This is a genomic window from Verrucomicrobiota bacterium (assembly GCA_038744685.1).
Lineage (GTDB): Bacteria > Verrucomicrobiota > Verrucomicrobiia > Opitutales > Puniceicoccaceae > Puniceicoccus.
This window is the reverse complement of record JBCDMB010000032.1, coordinates 16,954-33,060: the sequence shown is the minus strand read 5'-3', so window position 1 is coordinate 33,060 and position 16,107 is coordinate 16,954. Positions and strand designations below refer to the sequence as shown.

General features: G+C 52.1%; 15 protein-coding genes. 13 read left to right on the top strand and 2 right to left on the bottom strand.

Translation table 11 applies throughout. The features are described 5' to 3' along the window. Positions 1-308: 308 nt before the first annotated feature. Positions 309-1,154 carry an enoyl-CoA hydratase/isomerase family protein gene (locus tag AAGJ81_14130; GenBank protein ID MEM0967280.1) on the bottom strand — a complete coding sequence of 282 codons (846 nt, stop codon included), beginning with the start codon at positions 1,152-1,154 and terminating at the stop codon, positions 309-311. A gap of 166 nt (positions 1,155-1,320) precedes the next feature. On the opposite strand from AAGJ81_14130, the gene AAGJ81_14125 reads away from it, so the two are divergent. Then, on the top strand, positions 1,321-2,178 hold the full coding sequence (locus AAGJ81_14125) for an AraC family transcriptional regulator (GenBank protein MEM0967279.1): 858 nt from the start codon (positions 1,321-1,323) through the stop codon (positions 2,176-2,178). A 60-nt stretch (positions 2,179-2,238) separates the two neighbouring features. Beyond that, entirely contained in the window at positions 2,239-2,730 is a 492-nt protein-coding gene (locus AAGJ81_14120; GenBank protein MEM0967278.1) for a peptide-methionine (S)-S-oxide reductase, read from the top strand. Between the two features lie 83 nt (positions 2,731-2,813). Here the strand turns inward: AAGJ81_14120 and AAGJ81_14115 are convergent, their stop codons facing one another. Further along, positions 2,814-3,977 (bottom strand): formylglycine-generating enzyme family protein, encoded by a 1,164-nt coding sequence (locus AAGJ81_14115; protein MEM0967277.1) that lies wholly within the window; start codon positions 3,975-3,977, stop codon positions 2,814-2,816. A 397-nt stretch (positions 3,978-4,374) separates the two neighbouring features. Here AAGJ81_14115 and rpsM point away from each other — a divergent pair, with 397 nt between their 5' ends. From rpsM to murB, 11 genes are all read left to right on the top strand, one after another. Then, a complete protein-coding gene (rpsM, locus tag AAGJ81_14110; protein ID MEM0967276.1) occupies positions 4,375-4,749 on the top strand; it encodes a 30S ribosomal protein S13 in 375 nt (124 codons plus the stop codon). A gap of 21 nt (positions 4,750-4,770) precedes the next feature. After that, entirely contained in the window at positions 4,771-5,271 is a 501-nt protein-coding gene (gene rpsK, locus AAGJ81_14105) for a 30S ribosomal protein S11 (GenBank protein MEM0967275.1), read from the top strand. 27 nt (positions 5,272-5,298) lie between these two features. Beyond that, entirely contained in the window at positions 5,299-5,907 is a 609-nt protein-coding gene (rpsD, locus tag AAGJ81_14100) for a 30S ribosomal protein S4 (protein MEM0967274.1), read from the top strand. A gap of 45 nt (positions 5,908-5,952) precedes the next feature. Then, entirely contained in the window at positions 5,953-6,951 is a 999-nt protein-coding gene (locus tag AAGJ81_14095) for a DNA-directed RNA polymerase subunit alpha (protein ID MEM0967273.1), read from the top strand. 37 nt (positions 6,952-6,988) lie between these two features. Further along, positions 6,989-7,564, top strand: a complete 576-nt coding sequence (rplQ, locus tag AAGJ81_14090) for a 50S ribosomal protein L17 (GenBank protein MEM0967272.1) — start codon at positions 6,989-6,991, stop codon at positions 7,562-7,564. 285 nt (positions 7,565-7,849) lie between these two features. Beyond that, positions 7,850-8,950, top strand: a complete 1,101-nt coding sequence (gene mraY / locus AAGJ81_14085; protein ID MEM0967271.1) for a phospho-N-acetylmuramoyl-pentapeptide-transferase — start codon at positions 7,850-7,852, stop codon at positions 8,948-8,950. A 15-nt stretch (positions 8,951-8,965) separates the two neighbouring features. Next, positions 8,966-10,207 (top strand): UDP-N-acetylmuramoyl-L-alanine--D-glutamate ligase, encoded by a 1,242-nt coding sequence (murD, locus tag AAGJ81_14080; GenBank protein ID MEM0967270.1) that lies wholly within the window; start codon positions 8,966-8,968, stop codon positions 10,205-10,207. A gap of 109 nt (positions 10,208-10,316) precedes the next feature. Next, positions 10,317-11,516: a LysM peptidoglycan-binding domain-containing protein gene (locus tag AAGJ81_14075; protein MEM0967269.1), complete on the top strand. Its 1,200-nt coding sequence runs from the start codon at positions 10,317-10,319 to the stop codon at positions 11,514-11,516. Positions 11,517-11,671: 155 nt separating this feature from the next. Continuing rightward, positions 11,672-12,760 carry a putative peptidoglycan glycosyltransferase FtsW gene (locus AAGJ81_14070; protein ID MEM0967268.1) on the top strand — a complete coding sequence of 363 codons (1,089 nt, stop codon included), beginning with the start codon at positions 11,672-11,674 and terminating at the stop codon, positions 12,758-12,760. A gap of 2 nt (positions 12,761-12,762) precedes the next feature. Beyond that, positions 12,763-13,878 (top strand): UDP-N-acetylglucosamine--N-acetylmuramyl-(pentapeptide) pyrophosphoryl-undecaprenol N-acetylglucosamine transferase, encoded by a 1,116-nt coding sequence (locus AAGJ81_14065; GenBank protein ID MEM0967267.1) that lies wholly within the window; start codon positions 12,763-12,765, stop codon positions 13,876-13,878. Continuing rightward, positions 13,875-16,100 carry a UDP-N-acetylmuramate dehydrogenase gene (gene murB, locus AAGJ81_14060; protein MEM0967266.1) on the top strand — a complete coding sequence of 742 codons (2,226 nt, stop codon included), beginning with the start codon at positions 13,875-13,877 and terminating at the stop codon, positions 16,098-16,100. The genes AAGJ81_14065 and murB overlap by 4 nt, the downstream gene beginning before the upstream one ends. Positions 16,101-16,107 lie beyond the last annotated feature (7 nt).

Below are 16,107 nucleotides of genomic sequence, written 5' to 3'. Positions count from 1 at the left end.
GTGCACCCCACTAAAACGGCCAGTCTCTATCTCACGCACTACTTGTTGCTGGAACGCCTCGCTATATCGCATCACTTTCTTCTCTTTCATCGGTTTCGGGTTCTTCGATCAAAAACCGACAACCTATTTCAGGACGCGACATTCTAGTCGTAATCCTACGCGTAATCGTAATCGGTTTGATAAGTTCTTAGATCAATCGCTTCGATTAGGACTACGATTCGGATTACGAGCACGAATTTGAATGGTGAATTCCCCAGACTAGTGCCACTTCAGTGCATCTGGTCAGTTCGTCGGTCCGCTTGGTTCCTCTAGTTGATCTCCTGAACATTCATAACCAATTCGTTCCAGTTGCGCTGGTTTTCGATGTCGTGTTCGAGGCCTTTTTCGTCGGCTATCGCAAACCGCTTGATTGCGGGCGTTTTGCTTGTGGCTTGATACAACCAGTAAGCTTCTGCTTTGAGTGCCTCGTCAATCGGCTTGTCGATCGATTCATAGACAGCCTGTTTGCATGAGTTGATGGATTCTGCAGGGAACTTCGCGATTCGTTTGGCTAGATTGTCGACGTAGGGACCGATTTCGTCCGGATCGAGGGCCTTGTTGATCGTTCCGTATTTCTCCGCTTCATCCGCATCGAAATCGCGCGCGCTGAGTATGATCTCCAGTGCTCGACCAAGACCAGTCTGGCGTGCCATTCGGGAAGCTCCGCCGCCGCAGGGTAGGATTCCCATCCCGACTTCCATCTGCATAAACTTGAATTTTCCTCGGGCTGCGAAACGCATGTCGAGCGCAAGTGCCAGTTCATGGCCCCCTCCCCGGGCAAATCCTTCGAGTTTGGCGATGGTCGCCTGTGGAACCTTGCTGATACGTTCGCAAACGGATTGTAGATCGAGAAGCTGGACTTCTCCGCGAGAGACAGCCTCCGTTGACATGTCCTTCAGAAGCTCCGTGTCGTAGTGGCAGACCCAAATTTCCGGATTCGCGGACTGGAAGACAACGACCTTGGTTTCTCGGTCCCGCTCAAGACGCATGGCCAGGCTGTTGAGGTCTGCGAGCATTTCCTGCCCCTGAACATTGACGCTTCCGAAGTTGAAGGTGACGGACAGAACTCCGTCATTTTGTTCTGCTGTGAATGTAGTGTATCCTGCGTATTTCATTTGAACTCACAGACTGCTCTAAAAGAACTGGAACTCAATGGGATTGAATGGCAGGATTATTGGTTATTATTGTAATAAAATTGGATTTATTCCGATTTTGAGAAGAATAGACTAAGAATTGGCTTTAAATATCCCATAAAAATATACCTGATCGGATATATTTACAATGAAAGTAGAGACTGCCAGCCGTACTTTTGAACTCCAAGTTGAGGAGATATCCGAGTGGGGGAAACGGGCCCACAAACACAGTTTTTTTGAAATCGTCTATGTGGAAGAGGGGAAAGGATTGCAGTGTATCAATACCCACGAATTTCAGTATCAAGCGGGCAACATCTTTCTATTGCCGCCGCTGGACTGTCATTCCTTCAAGGTTTCAGAGCCTTCGAAATTCTACTACCTGCGATTTACGGATTACCTTTTCAGGAGCGAGTTTGGAGAGACACAATACGGTTCATGGTTTGATAAGATTTCTTACGTTCTTGCGAATTATAATCGAGTGCCGGGGGACATAATTTCCACCGAGCGGGAGCGACGCTTCATCATTCAGAACATAAAATCCATTCAGCAGGAATATTTGGTTTCCGATAGTTACTCTGAGACGGTTATCGCTGGTGTAGTTGCCTCTATTCTTAGTATTTTGGCCAGAAGCATCGAAAAACGTTACGTGGATGAAGCAAACAAGATGGAAGGGCATTTTGGAGAGGTTCTTCGTTACATTCACCACCACTTGACCGATAAGGCCAGAATTAGCTTAACCGCTTTGGCGAAACGTTTCGCAATCTCTGAAAATTACTTTTCAGAGTACTTCAAGAAGCAGGCGGGCGAGCCTTTGGTAACGTATGTAATGAAATCAAAGCTTCGCTTGGCCGAAACCAAGATCTTGCACACAGACCTCTCGCTGAAAGAAATCGCCTATCAGTTGAACTTTACGGACAGCAGCCATCTTTCCAGAGCGTTCAAGAAAGCTTATGGAATGACTGTAGGAGAATTTAAGTCGTTTGGAGGAAACTTTTGTCGAACCTAGTTTTGAACTCTGGTAAAAGCAGGTCGACAATTCGTAAACGTTCCAAGAAATCTTTTCTGTATGATCACTTCCGCTCTCGAAGAAATTTACCTCGCTGGAGGTTGCTTGTGGGGGGTGCAGGAATTCGTGCGTCACCTTCCGGGAGTGGTGCATACCGAAGCTGGCAGGGCTAATGGAGATCCGGGTAGAGAAAAAGGTGGCTACAACGGGTATGCCGAATGCGTGAAGGTAGGCTTTGATCCAAGAGTTGTATCTGTCCGCCAGTTGGTCGGGTTTCTTTTTGAGATCATCGATCCTGAAAGTCTGGATAGTCAGGGGCCGGACACGGGAAGAAAATACCGTACCGGGGTCTACAGCGAAGATGATTTCCACTTAGAGGAGGCGAGGGCGATAATTGCTGATCAGGCAAAGTCACGCTCTATCGTAGTGGAAGTCGTAGCTCTTTCTAGCTATGAGAAAAGTGCGCCTGAGCACCAGGACAGGCTTGCCCGATATCCTGAGGAGAAGTGCCACATCCCGCGGCAGGTGCTTCATCGGTATAAAGAACTCTGAATCGAAGTGCCGTTTAATGCGGCCTTACGGACGTCGAGGCCGACGTCCGTCCAGTGGGCGTGGGCATGAACTGATCCGGTGGGTCAACTTGGGTCTTCGGTCTGAACGTCGCGGGCGGTTCGGAAGCCCGTATGGTTTGAGGGTGAGTCGTTCTCAAACGCCTGCCGCGAGCCGGGTTGGTATCCTGAGCACCAACCTGCCGAGCAAAGGAAAGATCCACCTTTCGTTACGTAAGTGGGCACGCGCTGCCCCAACCGCGCAATGGCGTCCGGGTGCGGGCCAGTAGGGTTTACGACCTCTGTACCGAATCTCATCGCAAAGGTCCGCGGGTGATACAGGTCGGCCGTAATTTCCCAGACATTCCCTGCCATGTCATACAGCCCAAAGTCATTTGGTGGGAAGGTTCCAACGGGCGAAGTGGAATGAAACCCGTCTTCTTCTGTATTTCCATAGGGCCACTCGCCCTGCCAGATGTTTGCCATCCAAAAGTCCTCGCCCTCAGGTGCAAACTCATCGCCCCATACATACATTTTGTGGTCGTGTCCTCCACGCGCCGCCCTTTCCCATTCGGCCTCGGTGGGTAACCTTTTTCCCGTCCACTCAGCGTATGCTGTAGCATCCTCATGGGTTACGTTGACGACGGGGTGATCAGCAAAGTCCTCCCATGATGAACCGGGTCCGTTAGGGGTTTTCCAGTTCGCTCCAGGTTCGATGCGCCACCACTGCGTGATGTCGTTCGGATTATAAATCTCCGAATCCGGTGGAACAAAGACGATGGATCCATACGTCTCAGTAGCTTTAGAGGCTTCTTTGATCCGCTCGATGGAGTCGAGAATGCCCTCCTTGTCTCGCCCGGTCGCACCCTCGGCAAGCTTTTCCAATTCTCGAATACTCTCCTCCGCCATTTTCTGCATCTCGGCAATCGTCTCTTCCGGCAGCGGTCTTTCTGCAAAGGTAACGTAGCCGGTCGCGTCAACAAACTCTGCAAACTGCTGGTTGGTGACCGGTTTCTCATCGATCCAAAAACTATCTACAGTCACCTCATGGACTGGGTATGCCGATTGGTGGGATTGTGAGCCCCCATCCATTAGGCCAGAGTCTCCGCCCATCCTGAACGTTCCTCCTGGGATCAGAACCATTCCTTCCGGAGAGGTCCCGTTGTTTTCCCGGCTTGATTCGGATGCGAGGAGAGGAAAGCCGAGAGGGGTTAAGAGAAATGCGACAGGAAGGATCGCGAGGGTCTTCATAGGGCAATAATGAGGCCACCAGTGGAAAATATGCAACTAAGACCAACTCGTGAGGGAAGGCGTGCAATTAGGGCCACGGGGTAATACGGAAACCACACCACTCCAACGGAGCGGCCTTGAGTCCGCATCAATGCGATTAGCCAGATACCCAGCACTTTTAATTACAGCCGGAGGGAAGGGAAGGGGAATAAAGTTGGCCTACGGAGGAAAAATCCTTGTTGGCGGGGAACATCAGAGATCTGCTGATAAGGTAGTGTTCATTTGACACCAAGAGTCGGCCCATTAGGGGTTGAGCCGGAGAAAAACCAAAAAAAGCGGAAATCGTCTATTTTTTTCTGTTCTTCGGCAAAAAAAATCCTCAATCTCGTCGTTTTTCTTCACGCAAACCCGCCGAATCATGCCACGAATCCTAGGAGTTGATATACCCGGAAATAAGAAGCTTTCCTACGCGCTTCGCTATGTTTACGGGATCGGTCCCGCCCGAGCTGAATTAGTCGTTTCGGAGTCTGGATTGGACCCGAATATGCGGGCTCATGAGCTTTCTGAGGAGCAGTTGAACCAACTCGCTTCGATCGTTTCTGAAAAACAGTATATCGTAGAAGGAGATCTCAGGCGCGAAATCGCTGGAAACATAAAGCGGCTCCAGGCGATTCGGTCCAACCGTGGAATTCGTCATCAGCGTGGATTGCCAGTTCGTGGCCAACGAACCAGCACAAATGCACGAACTCGCAAGGGCGGGCCCAAGACTGTGGGCGTCGTGCGCAAAAAGTAGGACAGGTAAGGACTTTAAATAATGAGCGAAGAGCAGAGTAAGGAAGAGGTCGAAGAGGTCTCCCAAGCACCTGAGGGTGCTGACGAGAAGGCGGAAAAGAAAGAGGAAACCGCTGCTGATTTGTTGAAGAGTGATCTGGGTGACCTGAAGATTCGGAAAGCGAAGGGCAGCAAGAACATTACGGTTGGTGTGTGTAATGTCTTGGCCACTTTCAACAACACCAAAGTAACGTTCGCAGACTCGAAAGGAAACGTGATTTCCTGGGCGAGCGCTGGTAAGTGCAACTTCCGCGGCTCTCGCAAATCGACTGCCTATGCCTCTCAGGTCGTCACTCAGACTGCGGGTCGAGTTGCAATGTCGCATGGTTTGAAAGAGGTCGTCGTCAAGCTAAAGGGCCCGGGAATGGGACGTGACTCTGCAGTGCGGGCCTTACAAGCTCTCGGCCTCATCGTTACCGAAATTATCGACGTGACCCCCGTTCCGCACAACGGTTGCCGTGCCCCCAAGCGTCGCCGCGTTTAGTCAATAACCTACTTTTAGTTTACACCGATGGCTCGTTACACTGGACCCGCGACTCGTATCAACCGCCGTTTTGGTCAGGCTCTTTTCCCGTCCAACCGCGCGTTTGAGAACAAACCTTATCCTCCCGGACAACACGGACCCCGCTTGCGCCGCAAAAAGAGTGAGTATGCGCTGGGTTTGGACGAGAAACAGAAGCTCAGATTTCTCTTTGGTCTTACCGAGAAGCAGTTTCGGATTACCTTTGCGAAAGCGAAACGCAGGAGAGGGGTTACTGGTGAGATCTTCCTTCAGCTTTTAGAGACTCGGCTCGACAGCGTGGTTTACACGATGGCCCTCGCTCGGACCCGCCGAGCGGCCCGTCAGTTCGTGAATCATGGGCACGTTTTGGTAAACGGTAAGAAAGTTGATATTCCGAGCTACCAGGTTGCACCAGGAGACAAGATCTCCGTTCGCGAAGCCACTTCATCCCGTGCGTTAGCGACCCAAAACCTCGCGGACAACCAGTTCCGTGCGGTCCCGCAGTGGCTTTCGGTAAATGCCGACGCCCTTGAAGCGACAGTAAACCGCGTTCCCAACCGCGATGAGATGGAACACAGCATCAACGAGCAACTGATCGTTGAGTTCTACAGTCGATAATCCAATTTTTCCGATCCCGCTAAAGGTAAAACCCAGAAAGAAACCATGCCCAGAAGACTTGCCAAATTTGAACTGCCAAAGCGTCTTTCCAAGGTCGAAGAGTCGGCAACCGACACCTACACCATGTTTGTCGCTGAACCTTTTGAAACCGGTTACGGACACACGATTGGAAACTCCCTTCGTCGCGTGTTGTTGAGCTCGATCGAAGGTGGAGCGATCTCGTCGGTAAAGATCGACGGGGTGCAGCACGAGTTTCAGACTATCGATGGCGTCGTTGAGGACGTTACCGATATTGTCTTGAACCTGAAGCGAATCCTGATCGTCTCACACTCGAAAGAGCCGGTATACCTGACCATCAGCGCCGATCGGGAAGGACCGGTAACGGCAGCTGACATTCAAGAAGATGCTAACATCGAGATCCTGAACCCCGATCAAGTCATTTGCACCCTCGATACGAAAAAGGCGTTTCGGGCTGAAATCGAAGTCAAGGTAGGACGGGGCTATTGCACAGGAGAAGAAAACAAAAAGGAAGACCAGCCGATTGGAGTCATCCCAATTGATTCTCTATTCAGTCCGGTCAAGCTCGTAAAGTACACGGTCGAAAATACCCGTGTCGGCCAAATGACGGATTACGATAAGCTGATTTTGGAAATCACTACCGACGGCCGCGTCTCACCGGACGATGCACTCAAGCAAACCGCCGCAATTCTGCGCCACCATCTCGACGTTTTTGACGAGGTGACCGAAGAAGAAATTGAGTTCGAGAACGAGGCAAGCGAGGTCAGCGAGGAACAAAACCGTCTTCGCAAGCTTCTCAACATGAGCGTGAACGAGATCGAGCTGTCCGTCCGTGCCGCAAACTGTCTCAACAATGCGAACATCACCACCGTTGGTGAGCTTTCGATGAAAAATGAGCAGGAAATGCTCAAGTACAGGAATTTCGGGAAAAAGTCTTTGAACGAGATCAAGGCGAAGTTGGAACAACTTGGCTTGTCACTCGGGATGAAAATCGACGAAAGACTTCTCGACAAAAAGAAGGACTGATTGCGGAAACCAAACCGTTTTCGAAGGAGACCATCCCATGCGCCATTTAAAGCACCGCCATAAATTAGGAGTGAAGACCGCCCATCGAGGCGCTTTACTCGCCAATATGACTGCGAGTCTGATTCTCCATAAGAAGATCCAGACGACCTTGGCGAAGGCCAAAGCTCTTCGCCCTTTCGCCGAGCAGGTGATTACGTTGGCAAAGAAGGCTCACGCAGCAGATTCGGCTGAGAAAAAGCTCCATTACCGCCGTCAGGCTGTTTCGAAGGTAAGGGATCAAGAAGCGGTTGCCCTTCTTTTCTCGGAAAGGGTCGAAGAGTTTCTCAATCGTTCGGGAGGCTATACCCGGATCTACAAGTTGGTTCCCCGACAAGGCGATGCTGCAGATCTTGCAATCATTGAGCTGATCGATGCTGATGATGAAGGCTACACTAAGCCGAAGAAGGGGCGTAAACGGTCGAGGAAAAGTGCTGCAGCCAAAGCAGAAGCGGTAGAGGAAGTTGTTGAAGAGTCAGAGGAAATTGAAGACGAAGAGACCGTAGAGGTCGAAGAGGCGGCGGAAGAGCCCTCTTCTGAAGAGGTTTCCGAAGAGTCGGATAACGAAAAGAAGTAGTCTTTACGCCCTGGATTTTTACCGGTAGGGAACCTCCGAGATATGTTCGATGTTCCTCTACCGGTTTTTTTCGCTGCTTTTGTATCGGTAGGGCTTGTTCTGATATTTGGACTATGGATTTACTATGACCGGCTCGGGGTGCGTCGGCATGATCGACTGAATCAAACCGTTTTCCAGTGCGTTCGTTGCGGGAAGCTTTACGGGGTTCACGGTGAGGTGAAGCAGGCAGAGTGTCCCCAATGCGGTCTTAAGAATATCCCGCTACGATTTTGATCGGCCGACTGGATGCTCTCCTTTCTTGAACATCTTGATTCGATCTGGGGGCCTCTCCGGCTTTTCGGGTTTATCACAGTGCGAGCGGTTCTCGCTGGCCTATTCTCGTTTCTTTTCGCCCTGATCTTCGGGCCTCGGATCATCGAGTTTCTCAAGCGTTTAAAGATGAGAGAGGTGGGAAGGAGTGAGGAGGAAGTGGGTCATCTTGCCGTCTTGCACCAGGGGAAACAGGACACTCCGACCATGGGCGGCCTAATTCTCTTCGGATCGATTTCGCTCTCTCTCTTCCTTTTCGCGGTTCCTAACGTCTACGTCGTTGTGGCATGGATTGTTTACGCCGGACTCACTGCTATCGGTTTCGGTGACGATTACCGTAAAGTCATTCAAAAGAACGCGGATGGAATCAGCGGGCGACTGAAACTGCTTGGCCAGGCGATCCTTGTCGCGGTAGTCCTTTCCATTCTTCTCCTCCATCCTGAGACCAGTGAAACAGTTCGCCAACTGTGGATTCCATTTTACAAGGATATTGCGGTGGAGTCTTTGCCGCTCTGGGTCCTGTTTCCGTTTTTGTTTCTGGTTTTGGCGGGTTCCAGTAACGCGATCAATTTAACGGATGGGATCGATGGCCTCGCGATTGGATGCACGGTCACATCGGCTCTCGCGTTTGGGATAATGGCCTACTGCGCGGGTAACGTGATCATTGCCGACTACCTCTTGATTAGCTATCTACCGGGAACGGAGGAGCTTGCGGTGGTCTGTGCGGCCCTTCTCGGGGCGAGCCTCGGATTCCTCTGGTTCAATGCGAATCCAGCGGAGGTGTTTATGGGAGATACGGGTTCACTTGCGCTTGGCGGTCTGATCGGGACGGTAGCATTTCTCATCCACCAACCGCTCACCCTGATTATCGTGGGGGGTATTTTTGTCTTCGAGGCCGGGTCAGTAATTTTGCAGGTTGGATCTTACAAGACGCGGCGGAAGAGAATTTTTTTGATGGCACCGATTCACCATCACTTTGAGCTCAAGGGTTGGGCAGAGAACAAGATTGTGATCAGGTTCTGGATTGTTTCCTTACTCTGCGCAATTGCTGGATTGGCATCGCTGCGGTTGCGGTAGCTATCTGTTCAAGTGATGGATTGGGCGGGCCGCGAAGTTCCGGTTTTGGGAGCCGGCATGAGTGGTAAAGCCGCCGCAGCCTTGTTGAGAAGCCAGAATGCACGTCCGATTCTTTTCGACGAGAAAGGACGGGAAGGCGCGCACCTTACGTTTGATCCGAAAGCAAAGGAGTGGCAATGGGGAGTCGTTAGTCCTGGTTTTCATCCAGACCATTCTTGGAGGAAAGCTGCGAGGGAAAGTGGAGTTGAATTGATTGCGGAGATTCAACTGGCGGCTTCTTTCTGGCCCGGAAAGCTGATCTGCATCACCGGGACTAATGGTAAAACGACGCTCACCCAGCTTTTGGAGAGCGCGCTTTTGGCAAACGGCGAACGGGCGCTTGCCTGTGGGAATATTGGGACCCCCCTGAGCTCCATCGTAGAGGAGGGAAGGAACGAGGACTGGGCAGTTTGTGAAACCAGTTCGTTTCAACTTCACGATTGGGTAGATCCACATCCAGACTTCGCTTTCTGGACAAATTTTGCGGAGGACCACCTCGATTGGCACTCCTCTCTCGCCGGTTACTTCAAAGCAAAATGGAAGCTGGTGGAAAACGCTCCGGTTGTCTACGCACCTGCTTCGTTGCAAGAGACGGCGTATGCATTCGGTGTTGTGCTTCCCAAGGATATCCGATGGGTCTCCGGATCACCGTCGAATGGCGGGGGAGGCCAGTTCGCCCGCCATCCGTTTTCCCAATTGTATGGTCTTGCTGAAGCGTTTTGGTTGGATACCGGCCGTGACTTAGCTGTCCTTAGGGCAGCTTCGGACTCATTCTCGCCTTCCGCCCATCGCCAAGAGGACTTGGGAGTGATTGACGGCGTTCGTTTTATCAATGACTCGAAGGCAACGAACTTCCACGCGGTGCTCGCATCCTGTGAAGAGGCCGATCCTCCGATCTATTGGATAGGAGGTGGTCTTTCGAAGGGCGGAGATCTTGAGCGGTTCTCCGGCGACCTAGCGAAACGATGTGAATCGGGCTACGTTTTCGGAAGTATCGGGCCAGAACTTGGGCAAAAGTTGGAGGATGCCGGCCTTCCGGTCTACGTCACCGGGACCTTGGAAAATGCTTTTTCCTCAGCGCTGGAGGACTCACGTGGCGGAGGAACTATTTTACTGAGTCCAGGATTCGCGAGCTTCGATCAGTTTGCCGGATATTCGGAACGGGGAGACAAATTCCGGGAGTTAGTTGATGGCCTGAGGACTGGATCTCAGTCCTGAGATTTTATACCCTCCACTATTGGTTGTCAGAGGGTTGATGACCGGAAAAAACAAAAATTAACGTTTGCTCCTTACGACTTAAAATGGAGAGTCTTATCACGTAGGTGTAATGAAGTCTTTGAAAGTTTTCAGTCTCGTCGCCTTTGGCCACTTCCTTCTGGTCGGAGCGTTTCTTCTTCAACCGGGGTGTCAGGCAATTGATCGGCAATGGGAAGAGCATCGTCGGGAGAAGCAGAGCGTCCAGGTTCCACGTGAAGTGCTTGCGCAGGAGCAGGGTCTGCCTGTCGATTCGCCTGATGTCGACCTAAACTACAGTCCGGGTTATATTGGAGATCCGAACCGCGCCCGGGCTCAGCCGACCCGTCCAGCAGGAGCACCTCCCACAGAAGAAGTGGTTTCCTTCGGTCCGGAACCATCAGAGCCTCTCTTTAATCCCGATTTGAACGCTGGATTTGCGCCTGTTGAACCTGCGCCATTCTCCGGATACGTCCCTTACACTGTCCAAAGCGGCGACACCCTCTGGGGTCTTTCCAAAGAATACAACGTTCCTTTTGCTACCCTTTTGGAAGCCAACGGTATGGATCGTAATAGCCAGCTGAGATTGGGTCAGGAAATTCTGGTGCCTTCCGGCTACGGTGACTTGCCCGCTCAACCGGCTGAAGAGACTCCTCCTTCAATCGATGGGACCTCTATCTATGAGGTGCGCCGAGGGGACACGCTATCCGAGATTGCGGTTCGTGCGGGTACTTCGGTCTCCCGAATCAAGGCGCTCAACAATATGACCGGCGACCGGATTCGTATTGGTCAAAAGCTGATCGTCCCCGGAGAGATCATTGTCGATGACGAGCCTACACCAATAACCGCAGAGGACATTGACTTGTCCGAATACTCTGCCGTTCATGAAGTATTGCCTGGCCAAACCCTTTCGGGAATTGCGAATCAATATGGTATGACGGTTGATGAAATTCTCGCGGCCAATGGAATCAGTAATCCAAGGAGTCTCAGGGCCGGTTCGCAGATAAAGGTAAAGCCAGCGGCCTTGGGGTCTAAGAGTTTTGCTACTGGCCCTGTCATTGTCCCCTCCGATCAGACGGTCGTTCCTATTCCAGAGCCCGTTCGATCCGTGGAAACAATCAATGCTCCTGAGGACGCTGCTCAAACCGCTCCTGAGATCATTCCTGCTTCCGGGGCGAATCTCGTTGAGCCGGAGACGGTTACCGACGAAGAAGGCTTCGGTGAAGAGATCTTTGCCGACTTTGACGATGTGGAGGAAGTGCCGGTTGAACGGTCCGAATCCGAGGAAGACTGATTGGATTCCGAGTCGGGTTTTCCAGATGTGGCAGATTGCGGTTTCGTAGGTTTTTTTAAAGCGCCTTCGGTCGCCTTAGCTGCCATTGCCACTTGGTGGGCAATCCTTTGAGCAGTAGCTGGCAGAACATCGGGAGATTTCCAATCCGGGGGTGGTTGCTTATCCTCTGTGTCCTCGCACTTACTTCGGTCGGGCTTACCGTGCTTTTCAGCGCAGGAGGATCCTCCGACCGTTTCCTTGGGACCTATTTTGCGAGACAGCTGGTTTGGTTTTTTCTGGCGATTATTGCGGGCGGGACGGCATTTTTTTGCGGCGTATCACGATTGCGGAGGCTGGTCCTCCCGGGTGTAGTTGCTTCAATCGTTCTTTTGGTTGTGGTCTTGGTTCCCGGAATTGGAATTGAGGTGAATGCTGCCCGACGGTGGATTGACTTGGGTCCGATGCGACTCCAGTCCTCGGAATTTGCCAAGATTGGCTTCCTTTGTCTGCTGGCTTGGTATGTGGCGAGAAATGGGCGCCAAATGGACCATTTTCTACCCGGTTTTCTTGTCCCTGCAGCCCTCGTGGCACCGTTTGCTGTCCTTCTGATTCTCGAACCTGATTTGGGAACAACGGTTCTCTACATGGCTGTTGCGGGTGCAATCCTTCTTGCTGCGGGGACTCCGTTTGGAGGGCTTTTGCTTGCTGGTTGTGCTTCGGTGGTGGGATTTACCATTTTGGTCCTGCGAGATCCGGAACGGCTGGAGCGCGTAACTTCGTTCCTCGATCCTGAAGGCCATCGAACCGACGGTGGCTATCAGCTGTGGCAGGGCATTCTTGGCTTTAGCGTAGGCGGGATGGATGGTGCTGGCCCTGGCCGTGGTCGCCAGCATCTGAGTTTTCTTCCGGAGGCGCATACGGATTTCATTTTTGCAGTTGTGGGTGAGGAGCTTGGGTTCTTCGCCACAGGAGGGGTGGTTTTGCTTTTCGTTCTCTTCACGGTTCTTGCGCTCTCCCAGATCCGAAAGGCCCCGGACTTGTTTCAATTCACTTTTGTTTTCGGAGCCCTCCTTTTCGTGATAGGTCAGGCCACGATCAACATGGGTGTGGTGACGGGTCTACTGCCCACAAAGGGTATGTCTCTTCCTTTTCTAAGCTACGGGGGATCCAACCTAGTTGTGATGGGAATAATTACAGGGTTTATATTAAGTACTTTTCGTGACTGGGAGGGACCCGTTATTCGACGTCCGGTGGAAATAGAGTAAAAATGGCCCGCACCTTTCTGATCGCCTGTGGTGGAACGGGAGGACACCTCGCTCCGGGAGTTGCCGTTGCCGAGGAACTAGTCAGCCGCGGCCATCATTGCGGACTTGTCATCAGCAGAAAGCAGGTGGATTCGCGATTGATTCGAAAGCATGAGACGCTCCGTTTTTTTCGGAGTGATGGAGTCGCGTTCGGAAAAAAGCCCCGTGAGATCGTTCGATTTTGTATAGGACTCGTTCGATCCCTGAGGCAGGGTCTTGCTTTCGTTAGAAATGAGAAACCAGACCTCGTGTTGGCTTTTGGCGGGTTTCTCTCGGTTGGAGTGGTTTTTGCGGCCCGCCTTAGGGGAATACCAGTCGTCTTGCATGAGGCTAATCGAGTGCCGGGGCGGGCGATTCGCTTTCTGAAACGTTTTGCCTGTCGTATCTACCTTCCGCCCAAAGTGTCTCTACCCGGGTATCCAGAAGAAAAGGTTCGCGACTTTGGATATCCCCTCCGAAAGGGTTTCGGCGTTCTCGATAAGGCGTTGGCCCGAGAAGAAATGGGTTTGGAAAAAAGGGGTCTACTTGTAACGGTTTTTGGGGGCAGCCAGGGAGCTAGCTCTCTAAACGAATGGGTAGACGAAAAGGGTTCGGCACTATTAGGCGAGGGCGTGAACATTCTTTGCATCCGTGGGCTGTCCAAGGGGCGGGATGAATCGCCGACGATAACGGCGGTCGACGGAGAGACGTACAGGGTCTTGAATATCGATTTTTGTGATCAAATGCCGCAGGCGCTTTCGGCATCTGACCTCGTGATATCCCGGGCTGGAGCAGGTTCTATCGCTGAATTGACTCGGTGTAAGGTTCCCTCAGTTCTGGTTCCGTTTCCTTCTGCCGCGGACGATCACCAGCTATTCAATGCGCGCTATTTCTCCGAAGAAGGAGGTTGTCTTGTTCTTGTACAGGAGGAAATCGATCAATTGGAGAAGGTGGTCCTAAGTCTCCTGAGGGATGAGGCCAGACTCGAGGAGATACGCATTCAGCTGGCGCGGTTGGAGACCTTGAATCGGCAGAAGGAACTCATTGATGATCTTGAGTCTCTGGCCGAAGGACAAAGAAGCCTTGAAGAACATTCATGAGTCTCTCTGGTCAGTCTCTCTTCTTCGTCGGCATTGGTGGCATGGGAATGCTTCCCCTTGCTTTGTTTGCTAGGGCAGGCGGAGCTCGGGTATCCGGTTTTGATGACAATCTTACGCCTAGAGGGGAGCATCTTTTGGAGGACGCTGGGGTCGAGATCAGTGAACTCTTTGCGATTCCCGACGGACTGGACCGAATTGTGGTTTCAAGCGCAATACTCCCAGGGCATTGGTTGTACAGAGAGCTGGAGTCCAAAGGGCTTGATATTCCAGTGATCCGAAGAGGGGAGCTTCTAGCTGAACTTGCCAGAGATTATCGATTGATGGCTGTTGCAGGAAGTCATGGTAAAACAACTACAAGTGCCCTATTGGCATTTCTTGCTGAGCGGGAAGGGTGGTCGGCAGACTATGTTGTAGGCGGTCTTCCCGAGGGTGCCTTGACGCCTTCCCGTAACGGGGGAAGGGAGTGGCTGATCGCAGAGATCGATGAAAGCGACGGAACGATTGAGAGTTTTTCGCCGGAGGTGACTCTCTTTCTGAATTTTGACTGGGACCACACGGATCGATATAAGGATCGAGGCCAAATGAGAGCAGCTTGGAAACGTTTGGCTGAACGTTCGACTGGTTCGTTGATTCTACCGGACCTGACCTCTCTCGATGATGATGAGAAAGACTGGATTTCAGATTGGGATTTTGACGGAGATCGAGTCTACTTTCCCAATCAGGGCAATTTTCTCAAAAGAAACGTTTCGGCAGCGGAGACGGCCTATCGAGTAGCCTCTGGTCAGGATCTATCAGATTCGGCGCTGAACGGTTTTCCCGGAGTCTGGAGACGCCAGACTTTTCATCGAAAGGACCGTGAGTTTGCCGTTGTTGAGGACTATGCACACCATCCGCGCGAGGTGTCGGCTTTTCTCGCATGGTTGGACGCACAGGACTTGCCTCAGCCGCTTCGGGTCTTTTTTCAGCCGCACCGGTTTAGCCGGACAACTCGTTTTGTAGACGAGTTTGTCGAGGCACTTTCCGGTTTAACGGAAGTTTACCTGCATTCCATCTACGGCGCGGGCGAGACGCTGGATGTGGAGACGGATCCGCTCGCGCTGATTCGGTCTGGGCTTGAGCAGCGAGGTGTTCGTGTGGGTCACGCCCGTTTTCTGGATGACTTTCCAAAACGTGAGGGTACTTTTGCCTTTGTAGGCGCTGGTGACGCAAACGACTGGGCGCCTCTTCAGGCGGTGCTTAGCAATTCGAAGTCACGGACCGATGCATTGGTTGATCTGGGAAGGACTGTTCTTCGCAGCTCAGATATGACAAAGGATCAACCCTTGGCTCCCTACACCACGATGAGATTAGGGGGAAATGCCTCGATTCTGGCGCGTCCCGGTAGTGTAGCAGAGCTAGGGTGGTTATTGCGGACGGCCCGTCTTTTGGAGTTGCCTATCGTTTATCTGGGAAATGGCTCGAACATCCTTGTAACGGACGAAGGCTTCGAAGGGCTTGCAATTCACCTCGCTGGAAGTCCGTGGGAGAAGGTTGCTTACCACGAGGAGACCGGGGAAGTGGTCTTGGGAGCAGGGCTGGCCCTTCCCAGATTGGCTCGCTGGGCCGCTGGAGAGGGGTTGAGCGGATTCTCGTTTGGTGAAGGAATTCCGGGAACGGTCGGAGGAGCACTTCGGATGAATGCTGGCTCAATGGGTGGCTGGATTGGTGACCGGGTGGTTCGGGTGGATACTCTGGATAAAACAGGAAAGAGAATCAGCCTTTCCCGCAAATCTCTTGATTTCGGGTATCGGTCTTGCCCTCAGTTGGAGGGGCTCTGCATAATTCAGGCAGTTTTGAAACCCCTGGGAAGAGAGAGTCCGGAAGCTATCAGGAGTGAAATGAAAGATTATGCCTTGCGCCGTCGTTTGGCCCAGCCAGGTGGGCCGAGTGCAGGTTGTCTTTTCCGAAATCCCGACGGGGATTCTGCGGGTCGACTGATCGATCTTACAGGCCTTAAGGGCTTCTCCGTAGGTGGAGCGATGATCTCTGAGAAACATGCGAACTTCGCAACTCCCCAGGTTGATGCGAGTGCATTGGAAATGGTGGAATTGATGGCGGCCGTCCGGCAAAAGGTTTGGGAGGAGACTGGAGTTACGTTGGAACCAGAGGTAAAATTTGTCGGCCGGCATGGATTCATAGAGCCCCTTCCACCATTATCGATGAATCGGGAGGCTGGGCCATGAACAGAGA